The 21,069-nt window shown below is 58.8% G+C and carries 20 protein-coding genes and 1 pseudogene; 16 read left to right on the forward strand and 5 right to left on the reverse strand.

Annotated elements, in window-relative coordinates; translation table 11 throughout:
• Nucleotides 1-69 precede the first annotated feature (69 nt).
• The 5 genes and pseudogenes from BY454_RS14095 to BY454_RS14115 all read left to right on the forward strand — a co-directional run bounded on the left by BY454_RS14095 (nucleotide 70) and on the right by BY454_RS14115 (nucleotide 6,143).
• On the forward strand, nucleotides 70-2,154 hold the full coding sequence (locus BY454_RS14095) for a T6SS phospholipase effector Tle1-like catalytic domain-containing protein (RefSeq protein WP_181049709.1): 2,085 nt from the start codon (nucleotides 70-72) through the stop codon (nucleotides 2,152-2,154).
• A gap of 161 nt (nucleotides 2,155-2,315) precedes the next feature.
• Complete coding sequence (locus tag BY454_RS14100; RefSeq protein ID WP_104417170.1) at nucleotides 2,316-3,071, forward strand: hypothetical protein; 756 nt, start codon at nucleotides 2,316-2,318, stop codon at nucleotides 3,069-3,071.
• Nucleotides 3,072-3,265: 194 nt separating this feature from the next.
• Nucleotides 3,266-4,072 (forward strand): annotated as a pseudogene (locus tag BY454_RS17200) (DUF6708 domain-containing protein).
• 459 nt (nucleotides 4,073-4,531) lie between these two features.
• Complete coding sequence (hemE, locus tag BY454_RS14110) at nucleotides 4,532-5,596, forward strand: uroporphyrinogen decarboxylase (RefSeq protein ID WP_104417171.1); 1,065 nt, start codon at nucleotides 4,532-4,534, stop codon at nucleotides 5,594-5,596.
• A 178-nt stretch (nucleotides 5,597-5,774) separates the two neighbouring features.
• Nucleotides 5,775-6,143, forward strand: coding sequence for a PilZ domain-containing protein (locus tag BY454_RS14115; RefSeq protein WP_104417172.1), 369 nt, complete (start codon nucleotides 5,775-5,777; stop codon nucleotides 6,141-6,143).
• On the opposite strand, the gene radA is transcribed toward BY454_RS14115, so the two are convergent.
• Both radA and ettA read right to left on the reverse strand, forming a co-directional pair.
• Nucleotides 6,140-7,516: a DNA repair protein RadA gene (gene radA, locus BY454_RS14120; RefSeq protein WP_104417173.1), complete on the reverse strand. Its 1,377-nt coding sequence runs from the start codon at nucleotides 7,514-7,516 to the stop codon at nucleotides 6,140-6,142. The two genes, BY454_RS14115 and radA, sit on opposite strands and share 4 nt — an antisense overlap.
• Entirely contained in the window at nucleotides 7,516-9,177 is a 1,662-nt protein-coding gene (ettA, locus tag BY454_RS14125; protein ID WP_104417174.1) for an energy-dependent translational throttle protein EttA, read from the reverse strand. Before ettA ends, radA begins: the two co-directional genes overlap by 1 nt.
• A gap of 452 nt (nucleotides 9,178-9,629) precedes the next feature.
• Between ettA and glyA the strand changes: the two genes are divergently transcribed.
• The 8 genes from glyA (at nucleotide 9,630) to BY454_RS14170 (ending at nucleotide 16,238) form a co-directional block, all read left to right on the forward strand.
• Entirely contained in the window at nucleotides 9,630-10,883 is a 1,254-nt protein-coding gene (gene glyA / locus BY454_RS14135) for a serine hydroxymethyltransferase (RefSeq protein ID WP_104417176.1), read from the forward strand.
• A gap of 70 nt (nucleotides 10,884-10,953) precedes the next feature.
• Nucleotides 10,954-11,472 carry a transcriptional regulator NrdR gene (nrdR, locus tag BY454_RS14140; RefSeq protein WP_104417177.1) on the forward strand — a complete coding sequence of 173 codons (519 nt, stop codon included), beginning with the start codon at nucleotides 10,954-10,956 and terminating at the stop codon, nucleotides 11,470-11,472.
• Entirely contained in the window at nucleotides 11,469-12,584 is a 1,116-nt protein-coding gene (ribD, locus tag BY454_RS14145) for a bifunctional diaminohydroxyphosphoribosylaminopyrimidine deaminase/5-amino-6-(5-phosphoribosylamino)uracil reductase RibD (protein WP_104417178.1), read from the forward strand. The genes nrdR and ribD overlap by 4 nt, the downstream gene beginning before the upstream one ends.
• 60 nt (nucleotides 12,585-12,644) lie before the next feature.
• Nucleotides 12,645-13,760, forward strand: a complete 1,116-nt coding sequence (gene ribBA, locus BY454_RS14150; RefSeq protein ID WP_104417206.1) for a bifunctional 3,4-dihydroxy-2-butanone-4-phosphate synthase/GTP cyclohydrolase II — start codon at nucleotides 12,645-12,647, stop codon at nucleotides 13,758-13,760.
• A gap of 50 nt (nucleotides 13,761-13,810) precedes the next feature.
• On the forward strand, nucleotides 13,811-14,287 hold the full coding sequence (gene ribH / locus BY454_RS14155; protein WP_104417179.1) for a 6,7-dimethyl-8-ribityllumazine synthase: 477 nt from the start codon (nucleotides 13,811-13,813) through the stop codon (nucleotides 14,285-14,287).
• The gene (gene nusB / locus BY454_RS14160; RefSeq protein WP_104417180.1) at nucleotides 14,287-14,760 is read left to right on the forward strand and encodes a transcription antitermination factor NusB; all 474 of its coding nucleotides are present in this window, start codon (nucleotides 14,287-14,289) and stop codon (nucleotides 14,758-14,760) included. Before ribH ends, nusB begins: the two co-directional genes overlap by 1 nt.
• Nucleotides 14,761-14,763: 3 nt before the next feature.
• Nucleotides 14,764-15,714, forward strand: a complete 951-nt coding sequence (gene thiL, locus BY454_RS14165; RefSeq protein ID WP_104417181.1) for a thiamine-phosphate kinase — start codon at nucleotides 14,764-14,766, stop codon at nucleotides 15,712-15,714.
• Nucleotides 15,711-16,238 carry a phosphatidylglycerophosphatase A family protein gene (locus BY454_RS14170; RefSeq protein WP_104417182.1) on the forward strand — a complete coding sequence of 176 codons (528 nt, stop codon included), beginning with the start codon at nucleotides 15,711-15,713 and terminating at the stop codon, nucleotides 16,236-16,238. Before thiL ends, BY454_RS14170 begins: the two co-directional genes overlap by 4 nt.
• 42 nt (nucleotides 16,239-16,280) lie before the next feature.
• Here BY454_RS14170 and BY454_RS14175 read toward each other — a convergent pair whose 3' ends face one another.
• A complete protein-coding gene (locus BY454_RS14175; protein ID WP_104417183.1) occupies nucleotides 16,281-16,484 on the reverse strand; it encodes a DUF6316 family protein in 204 nt (67 codons plus the stop codon).
• Between the two features lie 151 nt (nucleotides 16,485-16,635).
• Between BY454_RS14175 and BY454_RS14180 the strand changes: the two genes are divergently transcribed.
• The gene (locus BY454_RS14180) at nucleotides 16,636-17,238 is read left to right on the forward strand and encodes a DUF2057 domain-containing protein (protein WP_258075667.1); all 603 of its coding nucleotides are present in this window, start codon (nucleotides 16,636-16,638) and stop codon (nucleotides 17,236-17,238) included.
• Nucleotides 17,239-17,284: 46 nt separating this feature from the next.
• On the opposite strand, the gene BY454_RS14185 is transcribed toward BY454_RS14180, so the two are convergent.
• A complete protein-coding gene (locus BY454_RS14185; RefSeq protein ID WP_104417185.1) occupies nucleotides 17,285-18,208 on the reverse strand; it encodes a LysR family transcriptional regulator in 924 nt (307 codons plus the stop codon).
• 203 nt (nucleotides 18,209-18,411) lie between these two features.
• Between BY454_RS14185 and BY454_RS14190 the strand changes: the two genes are divergently transcribed.
• Nucleotides 18,412-19,398: a glutathione S-transferase family protein gene (locus BY454_RS14190; protein WP_104417186.1), complete on the forward strand. Its 987-nt coding sequence runs from the start codon at nucleotides 18,412-18,414 to the stop codon at nucleotides 19,396-19,398.
• A gap of 137 nt (nucleotides 19,399-19,535) precedes the next feature.
• Here the strand turns inward: BY454_RS14190 and ispB are convergent, their stop codons facing one another.
• A complete protein-coding gene (gene ispB, locus BY454_RS14195; protein WP_104417187.1) occupies nucleotides 19,536-20,504 on the reverse strand; it encodes an octaprenyl diphosphate synthase in 969 nt (322 codons plus the stop codon).
• Between the two features lie 242 nt (nucleotides 20,505-20,746).
• On the opposite strand from ispB, the gene rplU reads away from it, so the two are divergent.
• On the forward strand, nucleotides 20,747-21,058 hold the full coding sequence (rplU, locus tag BY454_RS14200) for a 50S ribosomal protein L21 (RefSeq protein ID WP_104417188.1): 312 nt from the start codon (nucleotides 20,747-20,749) through the stop codon (nucleotides 21,056-21,058).
• Nucleotides 21,059-21,069: the final 11 nt, after the last annotated feature.

Genomic DNA, 21,069 nt, shown 5'->3' on the forward strand with positions numbered 1-21,069 from the left:
GCCGGCACGGCAACAACGGTGGATTGTCTCCCGTGGACTTCGAAAAGCAGTATTTTAAGCAGCTGTCAGGTGTCTAGAATATCGGGGGCTTGCCAATCCACGCTTTCGGAAAAAATCTCCCCGTCCTCCGCCATACCTCATGACAGATTTTCATTCTTCGGCAGCACGGTTAGAAAGCTGGATCAGCAATGGGAGCAGCGTGAAAAATCCAAGACTCTCTCCCCCTGCGACACCAACCTCTTCATCGGCACTTTTTTCGACGGCACCGGCAATAACTACGGCGACAGCATCGAGAGAAAAGACAACAGCCAGTCCAACATTGCCCGACTTTACAGCGCCTACCCGGGGTTGAGTGTCCCCGGCGTTCTGCCGCCACAAACTAACTGGCAATCCAACCTTGCCGACTACGACAACTTCTTTCGCGTCTACGTGCCCGGCGTCGGAACCCGGTTTGCCCAGGCAGACGATTCCGGCGAGGGGTTCCGGGACAAACTGCTGGGTGGCGGCACCGGACGACTGGGCGAGGTGCGCATCCTATGGTGCCTGGCCCAGGTGATTAATGCCGTACACCGCTACTTCCTGAAGGCCATGCTGATTGACAACGAAGAGATTCAGAAAGCCAGTGCCGCCGGTGAAATGACGGCTCAGGCCCTCCAGCTTGGTCCACTAAGGCCTGCAACGCCGGCCAATCAGACTCGAAGGATGACAACAACTCGTCTACCCAGAATTCTGGTGGACTGGCTAAAACGGTTGCACTGGGGTATTGCTCCGCACATGAGCGAAGGAAGCAATCCGCCGCAAAACAAGGACCCGGGGATCGTCAAAAACATCTACGTGTCTGCGTTTGGTTTCTCTCGCGGTGCCGCCGAGGCCCGCACATTTGCCAACTGGCTGGTCAAGCTCTGCGAGCTGGATGCCCGACTGACCGGCAAGTCCAGCCAGGGGCTTACCCTGGCTGGTTTTCCCGTCACCTTTGATTTCCTGGGCCTGTTCGATACGGTTGCCTCTGTCGGCGTCGCCAATCTCGTGCCCCTCGCCGACGGTCATAGCGCCTGGGCCGATGCGGAAATATCCCTGGCTATCCCGCCCAATGTGGGGCAATGCACTCACCTGGTCTCGGCCCATGAGAACCGGCAGTCGTTCCCACTGGACTCCATCTACAACGACCACTCGATTGCCAGCAACGGCGAAGAAATCGTCTTTCCCGGCGTGCATTCAGACATCGGAGGTGGGTATCAGCCCGGCGAGCAGGGCAAAGGTGCCGATAACATCGGCCGGGATATGCTCTCCCGCATCCCGCTGGCAGTGATGTACCGCAAAGCTCGTCTGGCGGGGGTTCCTTTCAAGCTCGAGCAGGCTCTAACTCAGGACCAGGTTGCTTTCCAGATATCGCCAGAAACAATCCGGGACTTCAACGCCTACATCGATGAGTGTCAGGTCAAATCCGGGGAAACCGGCACCATCGTCCGGGAGCACTGGCGCCGGGGCATTGAGTGGCGTCTGAACAACCACCGGGCCGGGGGTGTAACCACGCTGAACAGTTATCAGCGTGCATCCCGGTATGATCAGAACAACCTTGCGTCGGGTTACCGCCGGTTTCAGGAGGAGCTGGATCGCTTCTCGGAATGGCGGGGCCAGATAAATACCCGCAGGGGTTACAGAACAGCATTCGAGGGAGAACAAGCCGACTGGATAGTACACCTGACCGGTGGCGACCCGTCTGCAGTCGACGACTGGCAGCGAATCAACGAGCTTTACCCCGAATTCGGGCCATCATCGCAACCGGTCTCCGTGATGATGGATGAGTATGTTCACGACTCCATCGCCGGCTTCATGCCGCAGTGGAGTGGCCGAGAGGAAGTCATCGCTTACCTGCGCGAACTGGTGGCCAAGATGCACATTTTAGATACCGGCCGGTACCGGGAAGGCACGCGAGGCGTGTACCTCTCTTCGCTGGAGCGCAAACGCGCGAAACACTATGAACGAACCGGGCGCATCCCACCCATGACCGATTTGGACGTTGGTGAACATTATTTGCTCGGCGGCGGCTACCTGCGCTTTCGCCTGATCTATGCCGGTGCCGACGACCAGATACTTGCGCGCCTGGAATTGAGAACCGGGAAGAAGGTAATACCGGAGATCGCCAGCATATGATCCTGACACCGCCACTGAATGGATTGGCATCCCGCCTGGGGCGCTGCACTGTTGGACCAGTGGTGACGTGACATGCTGCGCAGATCGGCGTCAGCCGCCGCTGGTTCAGCAAGGGCTCGGCACGTGAACTTGCCAAGGCCAAGCGCTTCCTGTCACGAGATATGCAAGCGGCGCTGGAGGGCAACGGCAGCCAGTTCATGCAATTCCGGCTGGGTGTGGCGGTCGCGATCATCGAAAGCTATGCGCTCTATCAGACGCTCTCCAAACAAGACAAGGACACGCGCGATTACACCAGGATCGCGGGCGCGTTCGTACTCGTGGCCAGCGCCATCGCGGACACGGCGGCGTCCAGCATCAATATGGTCATGGTGATGGGCAAATACCGTGCGACCGATGTCGGGAAAGCCGCTCAATTCCGTTTGGGCGGCTTCTCGTTCTGGGGTGGGATGTTGGCCTCGGTGGGGGCTTTGTTTGGGGCGATTGATGATTATATAGAAGCAAGTCGTCAATTTGATCAGCGCCATCCAGTTTTATTTATGGCTTATGGCGCAAGATTCTTGGCCAATGTCGGTATCGCGATATTGGGTACGGCGGTGACGCTGGCATCCTCCGCTGCCTATTTGTCTCGTATAGCGGAACAAGGAAAAACCGCCCTTGCACGTAGACTGGCCTCCATCTTAGCCCCGTTGGCTCGGTCATTGGCGTCGGCTGCCATTCGCGGTGTGTTGATGGCCGGTTTTGCCGTGACCTCCTGGGCTGGCATCATTCTGACGCTCGGCTTCTGGTTTTTCGGCGACGATGCGCTCGAAGCGTGGTGCAAGCGCTGTGTATTCACTACCGAGAGTGAGCCCGATTACTACGCTGACTACGCGGAAGAAGTCGGTGCCTTTCACCAGGCCTTACAGGATGTGACCTGATGTATTTCGTTGAATGGTTGATGCACCGGACGTTGACGGCGAGCAAGAAGGATATCACCGGGTTCGAGGGTGATATGAAAGAGTTCGAGAAGGCGACCGAGAAATACGGAGAGCAGTATCGGGACATGCAGGAACGGCAGGTAAGCGACGCCCCCGACGATGCGCGCTCCATCTACAAGATGAATGACACCTATATGGATGTCAGAACATTTTTTGATGAGTGGCGGGGGGGGGTGTTACTGGGATTGTTTCCATTGTTGCTTGGTGTTTTGGGTTTTCCTTTTAGCTTCCTTATACCATTGCTGGATGTTTTTTTTTATGGCGTTTGGCCTACAACCGGAGAAAGTGCCGAGTTTTTGGACTATTTAGCAGCGGTTTTTATGTGGGGTATTTGGTTTGTAATGCTGGCCGCATTTATCTATCTCTTCTGGATATTCCGCATGGAATGTTTGGTCCAGCGCCATATCGTGGTTCGTTTCAATCGCAAGACGCGTAAGATTACCATCAATCGGCCCAATTTCGCCGGGGGCAATCAGGTCTATGACTGGGATGATGTCGTGGCGTCGGTCGATCCCGGCGATCAGGTGGTGACCAAGAAGCGCAAGCGCGAAATCCTGATGCTGTTCTTCTTCAAGCAGCGCACCGGTGCGCCGTATCACGACGTGGTCTTTCTCGGCGCGCCGCTGCGCAGCGAACATTAACTCTATGCGCTGTGGGAGTACATCCGCCGCTACATGGAAGAGGGCCCGGAAAGCCTTCCCAAACCCAGGTGCATTCCCCATTTCCCCTGGCCGTGGCGCTCGCTGCAGGCCCCCTGGAGCTTTATCGAAAACAAGTGGGCGGCCGCGCCCTGGAGCCCGAAGATGATCGCGCTGGTGGTAGTCGTCTCGCCGCTAATGCTGCTTCATGCGGTGGCGCACTGGTGCTCGTTGATGCTGTGCTGGCCGGTGTACTGGCCGCGTCAGCTGCGTCGGGAAAGCACGGCATCCAAGCCGGTGTGAGGGAATATTTTGCGGCCACTCATTTTGGTATTCCGAGCACTTGGCGGTCATTGCCCGTCATTGATGGCCGCAGTTGTGTCTAGTGTCCCGTCTGGTTAATTCGTTGATCTACTGCGTAGCTCTGGGATTTCTGGCCAAGGCGCCAGTGTGCAGGTGTGGTGGTGCCACATCAAGCGCTGGCAACACCGGCCAGGAATCCCAGAGCTACGCCCTTCGGGAACCACTGAGAGCGTTGATAGCCGCGTTGCGCTAATTCGATATGGAACCACCATACCTTCATTAGCACGCCTTGCTCTCAACGCTCTCAGTGGCTCAGTAGATCAACGAATTAACCAGACGGGACACTAGTTCACGGTGAATCATTCTGAGGGGCTTTTGACTACAATCAGCAATGACTCTTTTATACGGTGGAAAACAAGGTATCATTGCCACTGACCATTTACCGACGACGGAACCTCTATGACTGAGCTGAAAAATGACCGCTTCCTGCGCGCCCTGATGCGCCAGCCTGTGGATCGCACCCCGGTATGGATGATGCGCCAGGCGGGCCGTTACCTCCCGGAATATCGTGCCACCCGCGCCAAAGCCGGTGATTTCCTCAGTCTGTGCAAGAATACACCGTTGGCCTGCGAAGTCACCCTCCAGCCGCTGGAGCGCTACCCGCTGGATGCCGCGATCCTGTTTTCGGACATCCTGACCATCCCCGACGCCCTGGGGCTGGGTCTGTACTTTGAGACCGGCGAAGGCCCGAAATTCCGCAACGTGATCCGCTCCGAGGCGGATGTGGCAGCGTTGCCGAAGATGAATGCCGAGACCGATCTGGATTACGTGATGAACGCGGTGTCCACCATTCGCCGTGAGTTGAACGGTCGCGTACCGTTGATCGGCTTCTCCGGCAGCCCCTGGACGCTGGCGACCTACATGATTGAGGGTGGTTCGTCCAAGACCTTCTCCGAAGCCAAGAAACTGATGTACGGCCAGCCGGAGGTGATGCACCGTTTGTTGGATCACCTGGCGGATTCGGTCATCGATTATCTGAACGGTCAGATCAAGGCCGGTGCCCAGACAGTGCAGATTTTCGATACCTGGGGCGGCGTACTCAGCCACTGGGCCTACGAAGAGTTCTCCCTGCGCTACATGCGCAAGATCGTCGCTGGCCTGACCCGTGAAAGCGAAGGCCGCCACGTGCCGGTGATCCTGTTCACCAAGAACGGCGGCCAGTGGCTGGAGACCATCGCTGACTCGGGTTGCGATGCCGTGGGCCTGGACTGGACCACCGATATCGCCAATGCTCGCGCCCGCGTCGGCGACAAGGTGGCCCTGCAGGGCAACATGGACCCGGCCATGCTGTATGCGCCGAAAGAGCGGATTCGCGAGGAAGTGGCTTACATCCTTGAGCGCTACGGCTCCGGTCCGGGGCATATCTTCAACCTGGGGCATGGCATCACCCCGGATGTGGACCCGGAGCACGCCGGGGCGTTTATTGAGGCTGTTGTGGAGTTGAGTCCGAAGTATCACAAGTAGCCTGTGGGCTCTGGTGGAGGCTGCCCCACCAGTACGCTAACCATACTTCTGCAATATCGCGACTGACCCGCCGAGGGCTAATTTGTTGTTACTCAAGAATGGCACTGTCTTAGCTGGCTTCCTCACCTCGTCGCGTCTATAGTTTGGGCAAGGAACATGGACTGTCAGGAGCGTTACCTTGTCTGAAAAATCCCCCGAAAAACGCCAATTCCACCGCATCGAATTCGACGCCGCGTGTGAGCTGCACTGTGAGGAAGAAGTGTGGGAAACCGAGGTGCTGGATATCTCACTCAAAGGCGTTTTGGTGCGAAAGCCCAGAGGCTGGGACGGGCAGTTGAATCGGCCCTGTGAACTGGTGGTTCACCTGGATGACCACGAACGGGCGATTGTGATGGCGGTGGAGTTAAGGCACGTGGAAGGTGATCACCTGGGCTTCAAGTGCCAGTACATTGACCTGGACAGCGTGACCCATCTGAAGCGGCTGGTGGAACTGAATCTGGGCGATCCTGCGTTACTTGAGCGTGAATTTGCTCATATGCTCGATTAAAGCTCCTCCAACGCCGAAAGGGCATCCGAAAGCTTGGTCACCGGAATCACCTTCATGCCATCCACCGGCTTGCGCGGCACGTTGGCCTTGGGCACCAGTGCCCGGGTAAAGCCGTGCTTGGCCGCCTCGTAAATACGCTCCTGGCCACTGGGCACGGGGCGAATCTCGCCGGACAGGCCGACTTCCCCGAAGATCACCAGATCCTGGGGCAGGGCGCGGTTACGGAAGGAAGAGACGACCGCAGCCAATAGCGCCAGATCGGCGCTGGTCTCGGCGACTTTCACGCCGCCCACCACGTTCACGAATACGTCCTGATCCGCCACGTGCATGCCGCCATGCCGGTGCAACACTGCCAGCAGCATGGCCAGGCGGTTCTGATCCAGGCCCACGGCGACACGCCTTGGGTAGCTGCCCTGGGCCATGTCCACCAGCGCCTGGATTTCCACCAGCATGGGCCGGGTGCCTTCCCAGACCACCATCACCACGCTGCCCGGCGCGGCATCCTCGCCCCGGTTCAGGAAGATGGCGCTCGGGTTTTTCACCTCTTTCAGGCCCTGCTCCAGCATGGCGAACACGCCCAGCTCGTTGACTGCGCCGAAGCGGTTCTTGATGCCCCGCAGGGTGCGGTAGCGGCTGTCGCTGGAGCCTTCCAGGAGGATGGAGCAGTCAATCATGTGCTCCAGCACCTTCGGGCCGGCCAGGCTGCCGTCCTTGGTGACGTGACCCACCAGGAACAGGATGGTGCCGGTCTGTTTGGCAAAACGGGTCAGGTAAGCGGCGCTTTCCCGTACCTGGGATACTGAGCCGGGGGCCGATTCAATGTCCGCCACGTGCATCACCTGGATACTGTCGATGACCAGGATTCGAGGCTTCTCGGCTTCGGCCACCTGTATCAGCCGTTCGACGCTGGTTTCCGACAGCATCTTCAAATCCCGGGTAGGCAGGCCCAGCCGATTGGCGCGCATGGCGACCTGTTGCAGGGATTCCTCACCGGTGACATACAGCGCCGGGGTTTTCTCGGCCAACTGGCAGGCTGCCTGAAGCAACAGCGTACTTTTGCCCGCGCCGGGATGGCCTCCCATCAGCACTGCGGAGCCTTCCACGAGGCCCCCGCCAAGTACCCGGTCAAACTCCTTCATGCCGGTACTGATCCGGGGCTGTTCGGCCAGGCTGACGTCATCGAGGCTTTTGACTTCGGACAGACTGCCGGCATAGCCCTCGAAGCGGGCGCTGCGGGCGCCTTTACCCGGGCCGGACACACCGCGAACCTCGCTCACGGTGTTCCAGGCGTGGCAGGCCGTGCACTGGCCCTGCCACTTGGAGTAATCGGCGCCGCACTCGGTGCAGACGAAAGCGGTCTTGGCTTTGGCCATTACGCCAGCTTCTTGTACTTCATGCGCTTGGGCTGCATGGCAGAGTCGCCCTTACGCTTCTTGAAGTCCTCGTCGTACTCGGTGAAGTTGCCTTCGAAGTAGACCACGTCGCCGTCGTCCTCAAACGCCAGGATGTGGGTGGCCACACGGTCGAGGAACCAGCGGTCGTGTGAGATCACCAGGGCGGAGCCCGGGAAGTTCAGCAGGGCCTCCTCCAGGGCGCGCAGGGTTTCCACGTCCAGGTCGTTGGTCGGTTCGTCCAGCAGCAGCACGTTGCCGCCCTGTTTCAGCAGCTTGGCCAGGTGCAGGCGGTTGCGCTCGCCACCGGAGAGGTCGGCAACCCGCTTCTGCTGGTCGCTGCCCTTGAAGTTGAAGCGCCCAACATAGGCCCGGGAAGGTGTCTCGTAGTTGCCCACCTTGATGATGTCGTTGCCGTCGGACAGCTCTTCCCAAACGGTGTTGTCGCCCTCCAGGTCCCTCATCTGGTCCACGTAGGCCAGTTCCACGGTTTCGCCCACGACGATTTCGCCGGAGTCTGGCTTGTCGTAGCCGGCAATCATCTTGAACAGGGTGGATTTGCCGGCACCGTTACCACCGATGATGCCCACGATCGCACCCGGTGGCACGCTGAAGGACACGTCTTCGTACAGCAGGCGGTCTTCAAAGGCTTTGCTGATGCCGTCGACTTCGATCACCTTGTTGCCCAGGCGTGGTCCGGGCGGGATGTACAGTTCGTTGGTTTCGTTGCGCTTCTGGAATTCCTGGGAGCTCATTTCCTCGAAGCGGGCCAGGCGGGCCTTGCTCTTGGACTGGCGGCCCTTGGCGTTGGAGCGCACCCATTCCAGTTCCTGTTTCACGGCTTTCTGGTGGGAAGCCTCCTGCTTAGCTTCCATCTCCAGGCGCTTCTCCTTGTTTTCCAGCCACTGGCTGTAGTTGCCTTCGAACGGGATGCCGTGGCCGCGGTCCAGTTCCAGGATCCAGCCGGCGACGTTATCCAGGAAGTAACGGTCGTGGGTGATGGCCACCACGGTGCCGTCGTAGTCGTGCAGGAAGCGTTCGAGCCAGGCCACGGATTCGGCGTCCAGGTGGTTGGTGGGCTCGTCCAGCAGCAGCATGTCCGGGCCGGACAGCAGCAGGCGGCACAGGGCAACACGACGGCGCTCACCACCAGACAGGACTTTCACCTTCTGGTCCCAGGGTGGAAGGCGCAGGGCGTCGGCCGCTACTTCCATTTTTCGCTCGATGTCGTGGCCATCGGTGGCCTGGATGATCGCTTCCAGTTCGCCCTGCTTCTGGGCCAGGGCATCGAAATCCGCGTCCGGCTCGGCGTAGGCGGCATACACCTGGTCCAGCTCGGCCAGGGCGTTGTGAACGTGTTCAACGGACTCGTCGACAATTTCCTTAACGGTTTTTTCTTCGTCCAGCTCCGGTTCCTGGGGCAGGTAGCCCACATTGATGCCGGGCTGCGGGCGGGCTTCGCCGATGTAATCGGTGTCGACGCCGGCCATGATGCGCAGCAGGGTGGATTTACCGGCGCCGTTCAGGCCGAGGACACCGATCTTGGCGCCCGGGAAGAAGCTCAGGGAAATGTCTTTAAGAATCTCCCGCTTGGGCGGAACCACCTTGCCCACGCGGTTCATGGTGTATACGTACTGTGCCATGCTGGCTCTGTCCTCTTAACGATTTTGGCCACTGAATCCACGGAAGAACACGGAAAAGCAAAAGACCTTATAGGCCACGAAATCCACGAAAGAACACGAAAAGTTAAAAGCGCCTTAAGCAGTTAAACTCTTTTTAGTGTTCTTTCGTGGGTTTAGTGGCTAAAAATCTTTTCCTTTTTTATTTTTCCGTGTTCTTCCGTGGATTCCGTGGCAAAAACAGGGTTTAAAGCAGGTTGCCGGTGAACCTGTGCAAAAGTAACCCCGTAAGGTAGCGAAACGGGCCTACTATAGCAATTGGGAAGAATCCGGAGATTGCCGTGTGCCGGTATCTGCGGACGCTATAAAGGATGATTTTCAACCCGTTTTCGCGGTAGAATGCGTCTCCAAAATTTCCAGCGTTCGGGCGCGATTGCACCGCCCGGGCCAGCCATTGAGACAGAGGCAGCACATCCATGTTTAATCGTGATATGAAAATCGCCGGTTACGACGACGAACTGTGGACCGCCATGGAGGCGGAGCGCAACCGCCAGGAAGTCCACATTGAACTGATCGCGTCGGAAAACTACACCAGCCCGCGCGTGATGGAAGCGCAGGGCAGCGTGCTGACCAACAAGTACGCCGAAGGGTATCCCGGCAAGCGGTACTACGGTGGCTGCGAGTTTGTCGATAAAGCGGAAGAGCTGGCTATTGATCGCGCTAAAGAGCTGTTTGGCGCTGCCTATGCCAACGTACAGCCGCACTCCGGCTCCCAGGCCAATTCGGCGGTCTTCATGGCTCTGCTCAAGCCGGGCGACACCGTGATGGGCATGAGCCTGGCGCATGGCGGCCACCTGACTCACGGCGCCACCGTGAACTTTTCCGGCAAGATCTATAACGCGGTCCAGTATGGCATCAACACCGACACTGGCCTGATCGATTACGACGAAGTGGAAGCGCTGGCTGTTGAGCACCAGCCGAAGATGATCATCGCCGGCTTCTCTGCGTACTCACAGGAGTTGGATTTTGCCCGCTTCCGCGCGATCGCGGACAAAGTAGGCGCTTACCTGTTTGTGGACATGGCCCACGTGGCCGGCCTGGTTGCCGCTGGCGTGTATCCGGACCCGGTGCCCCATGCCCATGTGGTTGCCACTACCACCCACAAGACCCTGCGCGGCCCCCGTGGCGGCCTGATCCTGGCCTGCGATGATGCCGACCTGCAGAAAAAGCTGAACTCCGCCGTATTCCCGGGCGGCCAGGGCGGCCCTCTGATGCACGTGATCGCCGCCAAAGCCGTGTGCTTCAAGGAAGCCATGAGCGATGAGTTCAAGGCCTATCAGAAGCAGGTGGTCAAGAACGCGGCCGCCATGGCGGAAGTGTTCATCGAGCGTGGTTTTGACGTGGTTTCCGGCGGCACCAAGAACCACCTGTTCCTGGTCAGCCTGATCAAGCAGGACATCACCGGCAAAGACGCCGATGCTGCCCTGGGCCGCGCCCACATCACCGTGAACAAGAACGCCGTGCCGAACGATCCGCGCTCGCCGTTTGTGACCTCCGGCCTGCGCGTTGGCACCCCGGCAGTGACCACTCGCGGTTTCGGTGAAACCGAGTGCCGTGATCTGGCCGGCTGGATGTGCGATATCCTCGACAATCTTGAAGACGAAGCGGTCATCAGCCGCGTTCGTGAGCAGGTCGAAGAAGTCTGTGGCCGTTTCCCGGTTTACAGCTGATCGTCGCTGAACGCTACAACCCGGTCGTGCTTTAGGCGCGATCGGGCGTTTCCTTGCCGGAGCTATTGCTATGCACTGTCCTTTCTGTGGTGAAGTTGATACCAAGGTGATCGACTCGCGCCTGGTGGCCGAGGGGGATCAGGTTCGTCGCCGCAGGGAATGCCTGACATGCCATGAGCGTTTCACCACCTTCGAAACTGCCGAGCTTGTGATGCCCCGTGTGGTCAAACAGGATGGCACGCGCCAGCCGTTTGATGAGGACAAGCTGCGGGCCGGGTTGATGAAGGCCCTGGAGAAACGGCCGGTCAGTATCGAGCAGATTGATGCCGCCCTGAACCGGATCCGTTACCGTCTGCGCGCCACCGGCGAGCGCGAGGTGAAGTCCATGCGCCTGGGCGAAGAGGTGATGACTGAGTTGCGCCAGTTGGACCAGGTGGCCTATGTGCGTTTCGCCTCGGTGTATCGCAGCTTTCAGGACATCAATGAGTTCAAGGAAGAAATCGAACGGCTGTCGCAAGGTGACGGTGACGCTGCGGCGGACGTGGCGCGCGCGCTGGTCGATAAACCGGCAGACAAGGGCAAGGCATGATTCTGGACCGTGACCGGGCGATGATGGCCCGGGCTATTCAGTTGGCGTGGCGTGGGCGTTACTCCACTCATCCTAATCCCAGGGTCGGGTGTGTGCTTGCCCGGGGTAACCGGATTGTTGGGGAAGGTTGGCACGAGCGGGCCGGTGAGGCCCATGCCGAAGTGCGAGCCCTGAGCCAGGCTGGTGAGCAGGCTCGTGGTGCCAGGGCCTACATCACGCTTGAACCCTGCAGCCACTACGGGCGCACACCGCCGTGCGCCAAGGCCCTGATTGATGCCGGTGTATCGCAGGTATTTGCAGCCATCCGTGACCCGAACCCCTCGGTTTCCGGACGAGGGCTGGAAATGTTGCGGGAGGCTGGCATCCGGGTGCACGAAGGCTTGATGGAAGACGAAGCCCGACGTTTGAACCCGGGCTTTATCAAGCGCATGACCACCGGTCGCCCCTGGGTGCGCCTGAAAATGGCGGCCAGCCTGGATGGCCGGACCGCCATGGCGTCGGGAGAAAGCCAGTGGATCACCGGGCCGGAAGCCCGTCGCGACGTGCAGCGCCTGCGGGCGCTCAGCGATGCCATTCTCACGGGTGTGGGCACGGTGTTGGCGGACGACCCGTCACTGAACGTGCGTCGCGAGGAGATGGGCGATATCGGTGACGCCACCGAGCCGTCCCGGCAGCCGCTTCGGGTGATCGCTGACCGGGACGCCCGAACGCCATCAATGGCGCGAATCCTGCGCGGCGGCAATGTCCAAGTCTTTTGTGCCAGCTCCACGTTGGCGACTGGGCCTGCCCAGGATCTGGCGGCACTGGGCGTGAGCCTCACCGGGGTGGCCTGGAAAGATAATGGTGTGGATGTCGCCGAACTACTGGATGCCCTGGGCGAGCTTGGCATCAACGAAGTGCTGGTGGAGGCAGGCCCGACTCTGGCGGGCACCTTTATCGGAGAGAACCTGGTGGACGAGTTGTGGCTGTACCAGGCGCCGGTGTTCCTCGGCAGCACCGGCCGCCCCACCGCGCACTTACCCATTGATACCATGGCTGACAAAATACAGTGGACCGTATTGGATCGCCGACAGGTGGGGCAGGATCATCGAATGATCCTGGCGCGCCGCTAAACGTTTAATTCATTTTTCCGGGCCAACAGTGGTTCCCGGGAAGGCAGGGTGCAGAACCGTATGGCACTGAACAGCATTGAAGAGATCATCGAAGACATCCGTCAGGGCAAGATGGTTATCCTGATGGACGATGAAGACCGGGAAAACGAAGGCGACCTGGTGATGGCCGCCGAGCATTGCACAGCCGAGGCCATCAACTTTATGGCACGCTTTGGCCGGGGCCTGATTTGCATGCCCATGAGCCGGGAGCGCTGTGAGCAACTGGAGCTACCGTTGATGGTGCACCAGAATGCTTCCGGCTTCGGGACCAAGTTCACTCTGTCGATTGAAGCGGCTGAGGGTGTGACTACCGGTATCTCGGCCGCGGATCGGGCCCGGACCGTGCAAGCCGCTGTGGCGCGCAATGCCAAGGCCACCGATCTGGTTCAGCCAGGCCATATCTTCCCGCTGATGGCGGATCCCGGTGGTGTGCTTAGCCGCGCTGGCCATACCGAGGCTTCCTGCGATCTGGCTGTTCTGGCTGACTGTGAGCCAGCCGGCGTGATCTGCGAGATCATGAACGACGACGGTTCCATGGCGCGCCGGGAAGACCTGGAACGGTTTGCCGAAGAGCACGATTTGAAGATTGGCACCATCGCCGATCTCATTCACTACCGCACCCTGAACGAGAAAACCGTGGAGTGCGTGGAAGAGAACAAACTGGACACGGAATACGGCGTGTTCACCCTGCGCACCTACCGGGACAACATTCAAGGCGCCACTCACCTGGCCATGGTCATGGGGGATATCCACCCCGAGCAACCGACCTTCGTTCGGGTGCATATTACCGATACCCTGCGCGACCTATTGGGTGCACGGCGCAAGGATTCACGTAGCTGGCCGCTGCACCATGCACTGGAGAAAGTGTCTGAAGAGGGGCATGGCGTCGTGGTGTTGCTCAACAGCGCTGAAGACAGCTACAACCTGGAAGACCGGATTCACGAGTTCTTTGACCGTGAGCAGGCATCCTCCGCCAAGGGTGGCTCTGGCGTTTACTTCACCGTGGGCACCGGGTCCCAGATTCTGCGGGATATTGGCGTTGGCAAAATGCGCCTGCTGAGCCCGCCGGTAAAATTCTCCGCAATCTCCGGCTTCGATCTGGAAGTCGTGGAATACGTACCCTATTCACAAGACTGATTCATTCGGCTGTCCGGCTTGGCGTCGGGCAGCCCGTAAAGGACAATGCAATGAACGATATTAAAGTAATTGAAGGTGATTTCACCCAATGCAGCGGTCGCTACGCCCTGGTGGTTGGCCGGTTCAACGGTTTTGTGGTCGAAAGCCTGGTTGAAGGTGCCGTCGACACCCTGTTGCGTCATGGTATTTCCAAAGACGACATCACCATTGTGCGTGTGCCTGGCGCCTATGAAATGCCGCTGGCAGTTAAGCGCGTTGCTGAAACCACAGAATACGACGCCGTCATCGCCCTGGGTGCGGTGATCCGTGGTGGCACCCCGCACTTTGATTACGTGGCTGGTGAAGCTTCCAGTGGGCTGGGTGCTGTCAGCCTGGATTCCGACGTGCCGGTCAGCTTTGGCGTGCTGACGGTGGACTCCATCGAGCAGGCCATTGAGCGTTCCGGCACCAAGGCCGGTAACAAGGGCGCCGAAGCGGCCATCACCGCGCTGGAAATGGTCAGTCTGTTCAAGAAGTTGGGTGAGTAATGAGCGAAGCAGGCGAGAACACCCCACAGGCAGGAAGCAACAAGCCCAAGGCTGGCGACCGCCGCCGTGCCCGGGCGCTGGCCATGCAGGGCCTGTATCAGCGGCACTTCAGTAAAACACCGATTGCCGATATTGAAGCTGAATTCATGGTCGATAATGACATGAGCAAGGTGGACCTGATGTACTTCCGCGATTTGTTGCGCGGCGTGCATCGGGAGGAAGCGGAGCTGGACCGTTTGTTGGAGCCGTACCTGGATCGCCCTTTGAAGGAGGTGGACCCGGTGGAGCTATCCATCGTGCGTCTGGGTGCCTATGAGCTCAAACATCGGATTGACGTCCCTTACCGCGTGGTGATCAACGAAGGCATCGAAATGGCCAAGCGCTTCGGTGGTACCGAGGGGCACAAGTTTGTGAACAGCATTCTGGACAAACTGAGCCGTCGCCTGCGTATGGCGGAAACCCGTCAGCGTTGAGTTATGGGCGAATTTGAGCTGATTCGCCAATTCTTCCAGCCGCTGGCCGCCGCTGGCGGCTCGAGTCAGCTGTTGCTCGGCCCGGGCGACGACTGTGCCATTCAGCGAGTACCGCCGGGCCGGGACCTGGTCTTTTCCGTCGACACCCTGGTGGAGGGTGTCCACTTCCCCGAACGTTATTCCCCGTTCAACCTTGGTTGGCGGTCGCTGGCGGTTGCCACCAGTGATCTGGCCGCCATGGGCGCGGCGCCGGTGTGCTTCACCCTGGCGCTGACCCTGCCAGAAGCGAACGAAGACTGGCTGTCGGACTTTGCTGAAGGGCTCGCCAAGGCCAGTGCCACTTTTGGTATTACTCTGGCGGGCGGTGACACTACGCGCGGTCCACTGACGCTGTCTCTCCAGGTTCACGGCACGGTGAGGGAGGGCGAGGCCCTGCGCCGGAGTGGCGCTGCTTCCGGTGATCTCATCTGTGTCTCGGGAACCCTGGGAGATGCCGGCGCAGCCCTTGCGTTTCTGGACGCTCCTTCGCCATCGGACATGGAACGGGCGGTATTGGAGCAATACCACGTTCCTCAACCTCGGCTAACCCTGGGTCAGCAACTGGTTGGTTATGCCTCGGCGGCCATCGATGTTTCCGATGGTCTGTTGGCCGATCTTCAGCATATTCTGGATGCCTCGAATGTGGGGGCCCGTGTTCAGGTGAACAAGGTGCCCATGAGTGCTGCGTTGCAGAACCTGGAGGGGAATAAGGCGGTGAACCTGGCGCTGACGGCTGGTGATGATTATCAGCTGTGTGTCACCATTGCCCCCGAGCAATGGGCCCGGCTGCCCGGGTCGGTTCAGGCTGAACTGACGGTGATAGGGCAGATAGAGGCCTCGCCTGGCCTGCGTCTCGATGGGGGACAGAAAAACGTCCAGACTCAAGGATTTGATCATTTCGGGAGGACAGTTTGACGGACCATGATCCAGCCCCAGAGCCTGAGGTGCCTCAGGCAATACTGCCACCGGGCTTTCTGAAAGACCCGGTTCACCTTCTGGCGTTCGGCTTTGGTAGTGGCACCGCTTCCCGCGCTCCAGGCACATGGGGCAGCCTGGCGGCCATCCCTTTCTGGTATCTGTTTGCCTGGATGCCCATGCCTTTATACTGGCTCGTAGTGCTTGCGGCCTGCCTGGTTGGTATCTGGTTATGCGGAAAGACCGCCCGGGATCTCAAGGTTCATGATCATGGCGGCATTGTCTGGGACGAGTTTGCCGGCATGTGGATTGCCCTCGGCCTGATCCCCGATGACATCTATGGGGTATTAATGGCGTTTATGCTGTTCCGATTGTTCGATGTTGCCAAACCCTGGCCGATCGGTTGGCTGGACGAACACCTACCCGGAGGGGTGGGGATCATGTTCGATGACATCATTGCTGGTTTCATGGCACTGGCCTGCCTTTGGGGTATAGACATCTGGCTGATGCCGTTCATTGCGTGATGGGCATCGCGAATGGGATGGATGGAGTGGGGCGGGCGGTTGTCAATGCAGCCGTCTTTCTTCGGGTAGCATTTCGACAACGTGCAGGAAGCGCTTGAGCCCTACCTCCGCCCGTTGGCGAGACGCGAACGGGCCACTGTCAAAGCCTTCACGGGTGGTGAAGTACCACTTGTTGCCCACACAGAAAAAGCGGTTACAGCGGAAAGGAACCGGCCCATCCTCTCCAGACCTGGGTTGCGTGTTCATGGTGTCTCCTGTGCCCGTTTTGGTTTACTCTTCGGGGCAGCATTGCGAGTGGGTGGAACCGAGCCGGTTTTGTTTTTAGTAGTGTTTTTCTTTTAATAGGAGCTTAAAGAGTATGTGTCACGTTTCCAGATTGTTCAAATTCGCTGTCCTGATGATGAGCGTCGTCCTGGTGGGCTGTGCTTCGTCCGCCGCGCGCATCAATACCTGGGAAGGTAGTCCGCAGGAAGCGGCCAACCCTGCGGTACTGAAAGCTCCTGGCGCCATTCAGGTCAAGAGCGTGAATGGCCAGAACATGACCACTTACCTGATTGACGACCTGGCCCTCGACTATGGGCTGCTGCCGGGCAAGAATGAGGTGGTGTTCACCTACAAAACCATCTGGGCCAAGTCCGGTGTAGTGGAGAATGGTGAGTCCAAGGTACATACCATTGAAAGTGAGCCCCAGGTGGTTCGTTTTGACGCGGAAGCCGGCACCACCTATCAGTTTGTCTACGAAGAGCCATCCAATCGCCGCGAAGCGGAATCCATGGTGGATAGCTTCTCGGCCGATATCGTGACAGCGGATGGCCAGAATGTGGCCAGCTCCACAAACTGGGATGGTCAGTCCATTTTCCGCACGGCCCGTACGCCCATTCCTCAGGCTTCTGGTGACAATGGCGCTCCGGCCGGCACCACGCTGGATCAGCTGAAGTCTATCTGGGCGGATGCCACGGAAGAGGAAAAGCGTGCTTTCCTGCGCTGGGCATTTGAATAAGCGCTAGCGAGGAAACGCCATCAGCCGGGCCAAGTGCCCGGCTTTTTTACGACTGGCCAGTGCCTTTCAGCCAGTTTTGAAGTGGCGCGTCGTTACTGAGCCGTTCCCAGAACCACATCAACGCCTTGCCTCTATCGTCGCTGTGCCGGGCCAGATGCACACCGATGGGTGCGCGGGATTCCACCACCTCTTTAGCCACCAGTGTGCCTTGGGCCAGCTGCTTATGAATCCTTCCCAGGGGCAGCCAACCGACGCCCAGGCCCGCTTCCTGTGCGGCAATCTTCTGATCAATATTACTGACCGTGAGGGTACGTTGGCGCCGGAAGATGCCGGCGTTGCCGGGTGGCAACGAGCGGGAGGTGTCGGCGGCCACTGCGGCTGGATATTGGGCAATTTCGGCTTCAGGCAAAGGTTTGGTGGCGCTGGCAAGCGGGTGATTCGCCGCGACCGCGAACACGAACGACACTTCCCCCAAGGGTTTGGTGGTGAAGGCTCCGGCAGGCTTACTGATCTGGTCCGCAGCCACAATCATATCGACCCGCCGGCTCTGTAGCGCATCCCAGGTGCCCGCAAACACCTCTTCGACCAGTTGGACATCCACCGGCACGCCCAGTTGGTGAAATTCTTCAACGGCCGGAAACAGGCAATCGGCCGGTATCAATGAGTTGAAGCCAATGCGCAGTCGTGTCTCCCAGCCCTGGGCCACCTGGCGGGTAGTGTGGGCCAGGTTCTCCGCCGCCTCCAGCAAGGTCCGGCCTTCCTCCAGAAGGTAACGCCCGGCCGGGGTGAGTGCGGCCTTGTGGCCGGATCGGTCATATACCTGGATATCCAGGTCTTCTTCCAGTTTCTGGACGGTATAACTGATGGCTGAAGGTACCCGGAACAGCTCGGCTGCGGCCCCGGCGAAGCTGCCTTTTCGGTCAATGGCGTCCAGCACCTTGAGTGCGTCGATGGTAATGGCTGTATGCATGTTCAAATAATCTGAAAAGGTCTGCCAGAAATGCTTGCTATGAGCCTAGCAGGGGAGGGGGTAGGCTGTCCTTAGATAAGAAATTTATTTGCCACGAAATCCCCGAAAGAACACGAACAAAGATTTACTTCGAAAAGAAAAAGATTTCATGTCTTTTATTTTCGTGTTCTTTCGGGGATTTCGTGGCTAAAGAGGAGTCAGTTATGGGGTTGTTGGTTGATGGCAAGTGGGTAGACCAGTGGTACGACACGGATAAGACTGGCGGCAAGTTCGAACGCGAGGAAGCCGGTTTCCGCAATTGGGTGACCGTTGATGGCCAGCCCGGGCCGTCCGGCGACGGTGGTTTCGCCGCCGAGAGCGGGCGTTATCATCTGTACGTGTCCATGGCCTGCCCCTGGGCTCACCGCACCCTGATTTTTCGCAAGCTCAAGGGTCTGGAATCTCATATTTCCGTATCGGTGGTGCACCCGGATATGCTGGAGAACGGCTGGGAGTTTCGTGCCGAAGGGTCGGGGCATGAAGACCATCTCTTCGGCTCTTCCTTTCTGCGTCAGATCTACACGCGGGCCAAGCCGGACTATACCGGCCGGGTGACGGTTCCGGTGCTGTGGGATAAGCGCCAGGAAACCATTGTCAGCAATGAGTCGGCCGAGATCATTCGTATGTTCAACCGTGCTTTTGACGACCTGGAGGGCGTAAACGCGGATCTGGATCTGTACCCCGAGTCCCTGCGAGAATCGATTGATGCCGTAAATGACCGGGTGTACAACGCCGTGAATAACGGAGTCTACAAGGCCGGCTTTGCCACCGCCCAGGACAAGTATGAGCAGGCCTATACCGCGCTGTTCGAGTCACTGGACTGGCTGGAAGGTATTCTGGCGCAACAGCGTTATCTGGCAGGCGGTCAGCTAACCGAAGCGGACTGGCGGCTGTTTACCACACTGGTTCGTTTTGATGCGGTGTATTACAGCCATTTCAAATGCAATCGGCAGCAGATCCGGGATTATCCGAACCTGTCGGGTTACCTGCGGGAGCTGTATCAGGTGCTGGGTGTGGCGGAAACGGTGGATATCGACCAGATTAAGCGCCATTACTACGTGAGTCAGCGCACTATCAATCCGACGCAAATTGTACCGGTGGGGCCGGAGCTGGATTTAAGTGCGCCGCATGGGCGCGAAAAGCTGGGTTGAGGATACTGAGAAGCTAGCATGTGAGCGGGGAAGCGCTTTCCAAAACCGTACGGAGCCATGGATGGCGGAGGACGAGCGTACAGGGACGTATTTACAGCGTGTTTTGGGAAGCGCTTCCCCGCTCACGTGCGGACAGGTTAGCTCACCCGCGCCACAGCCACCTCGGTAAGCAGCTCCAGCGCCTCGCGGTGAGCGGACTCCGGCAGGCAGGTGAGCAGGTCCCGCGCAATTCGCGCCTGCTCCTTGGCCTTATCCATGGTGTATTCGATGGCACCGGACTGGCGAACCGTTTCCAGTACCTTCGGCAGATCGTCCAGCCCGCCTTTGCGGATCGCCTGGCGGATCAACTGGCGTTCTTCGTCCGTGCCGGTGGCCATGGCCTGGATCAGCGGCAGGGTGGTCTTGCCCTCCGCCAGGTCATCACCCACATTCTTGCCCATGGTTTCGGCATCGCCCTGGTAATCCAGCACATCGTCCACCAACTGAAATGCCATGCCCAGGTGCTTGCCGTAATCCCGCAGAGCCACTTCCTGTTCCCCGGACGCCCCGGCCAGCTGGGCGCCGGTGTGGGAAGCGGCCTCGAACAGCATAGCGGTCTTGTTGTGGATGACCTGCATGTACTGTTCTTCGCTGAGGTCCGGGTTTTTCACGTTCATCAACTGCATCACCTCGCCCTCGGCGATCACCGCCGTGGCACGGGACAGCACGTTCATGATCGGCAGGCTTTCGAGCTCCACCATCATTTCAAAGGCCCGGGCATAAAGGAAATCACCAACCAGCACGCTGGGCGCGTTGCCCCACTTGGCGTTGGCCGTGCTGCGGCCGCGGCGCATGTCCGAGGTGTCCACCACATCGTCGTGCAGCAGGGTGGCGGTGTGCAGGAACTCAATCACTGCCGCCAGTTTCAGGTGATCGTTCGCCCGGTAGCCGGCGGCCTGGCTGGACAGCAACACCAACAGCGGCCGCAGGCGTTTGCCGCCGCTTTCAATAATGTATTGAGCGATCTTTTCCACCAGCGGAACATCGGAAGCAAGTCTCTGGATAATCAGGTCGTTCACGCGGCTGAAGTCGTCCGCCACGGTGTCGTAGATGCGCTCGGTTGTCATCGGGCTTGTGGATCCCTTGCTGGTGGTTTCGTTGAGTTTTTGGGCAGGTCGCGGCAATGCTAGGTATTGCTGCCTACACTGTCAACTTGAGCCGGTCGTTGGCTTGTATTGCGGGGCCGGTTCTCGTACAATCACGCGCCCAACTCATCCCAACCTGCGCTCCCTGCTATAGGGTTGCCAGAGCGCTTCCCTTAGAACCAGGTGGATAAGAGCAGGGATGGGTCAATCGCGGAGACTATTGAATGTACGCAGTAATTGTTAGCGGTGGTAAGCAGCACCGTGTAAAAGAAGGCGAAACTCTGAAGCTGGAAAAGCTGGAAGTTGAAACCGGCGGCACCGTTGAGTTTGACCGTGTTCTGCTGGTAGCCAATGGCGACGACGTGAAAGTTGGCGCTCCGGCCGTTGAAGGCGCCAAGGTAACTGCTGAGGTGGTTAACCACGGTCGTCACGACAAGGTTCAGATCATCAAGTTCCGTCGTCGTAAGCATTCCATGAAGCGTCAGGGCCACCGTCAGTGGTTCACTGAAGTTAAGATCACGGGTATCCAGGGTTAATCCCTGATATT

Source organism: Marinobacter persicus, from assembly GCF_002934325.1.
Taxonomy (GTDB): Bacteria; Pseudomonadota; Gammaproteobacteria; order Pseudomonadales; family Oleiphilaceae; genus Marinobacter; species Marinobacter persicus_A.

What these genes read in the sequence shown, in the direction of transcription:
- BY454_RS14100 (WP_104417170.1), top strand. Translation starts at nt 2,316, where the DNA reads ATGCAAGCGGCGCTGGAGGGCAACGGCAGCCAGTTCATGCAATTCCGG.
- hemE (WP_104417171.1), top strand. Translation starts at nt 4,532, where the DNA reads ATGACTGAGCTGAAAAATGACCGCTTCCTGCGCGCCCTGATGCGCCAG.
- radA (WP_104417173.1), bottom strand. Translation starts at nt 7,516, where the DNA reads ATGGCCAAAGCCAAGACCGCTTTCGTCTGCACCGAGTGCGGCGCCGAT.
- ettA (WP_104417174.1), bottom strand. Translation starts at nt 9,177, where the DNA reads ATGGCACAGTACGTATACACCATGAACCGCGTGGGCAAGGTGGTTCCG.
- glyA (WP_104417176.1), top strand. Translation starts at nt 9,630, where the DNA reads ATGTTTAATCGTGATATGAAAATCGCCGGTTACGACGACGAACTGTGG.
- nrdR (WP_104417177.1), top strand. Translation starts at nt 10,954, where the DNA reads ATGCACTGTCCTTTCTGTGGTGAAGTTGATACCAAGGTGATCGACTCG.
- ribD (WP_104417178.1), top strand. Translation starts at nt 11,469, where the DNA reads ATGATTCTGGACCGTGACCGGGCGATGATGGCCCGGGCTATTCAGTTG.
- ribBA (WP_104417206.1), top strand. Translation starts at nt 12,645, where the DNA reads ATGGCACTGAACAGCATTGAAGAGATCATCGAAGACATCCGTCAGGGC.
- ribH (WP_104417179.1), top strand. Translation starts at nt 13,811, where the DNA reads ATGAACGATATTAAAGTAATTGAAGGTGATTTCACCCAATGCAGCGGT.
- nusB (WP_104417180.1), top strand. Translation starts at nt 14,287, where the DNA reads ATGAGCGAAGCAGGCGAGAACACCCCACAGGCAGGAAGCAACAAGCCC.
- thiL (WP_104417181.1), top strand. Translation starts at nt 14,764, where the DNA reads ATGGGCGAATTTGAGCTGATTCGCCAATTCTTCCAGCCGCTGGCCGCC.
- BY454_RS14175 (WP_104417183.1), bottom strand. Translation starts at nt 16,484, where the DNA reads ATGAACACGCAACCCAGGTCTGGAGAGGATGGGCCGGTTCCTTTCCGC.
- BY454_RS14180 (WP_258075667.1), top strand. Translation starts at nt 16,636, where the DNA reads ATGATGAGCGTCGTCCTGGTGGGCTGTGCTTCGTCCGCCGCGCGCATC.
- BY454_RS14185 (WP_104417185.1), bottom strand. Translation starts at nt 18,208, where the DNA reads ATGCATACAGCCATTACCATCGACGCACTCAAGGTGCTGGACGCCATT.
- BY454_RS14190 (WP_104417186.1), top strand. Translation starts at nt 18,412, where the DNA reads ATGGGGTTGTTGGTTGATGGCAAGTGGGTAGACCAGTGGTACGACACG.
- ispB (WP_104417187.1), bottom strand. Translation starts at nt 20,504, where the DNA reads ATGACAACCGAGCGCATCTACGACACCGTGGCGGACGACTTCAGCCGC.
- rplU (WP_104417188.1), top strand. Translation starts at nt 20,747, where the DNA reads ATGTACGCAGTAATTGTTAGCGGTGGTAAGCAGCACCGTGTAAAAGAA.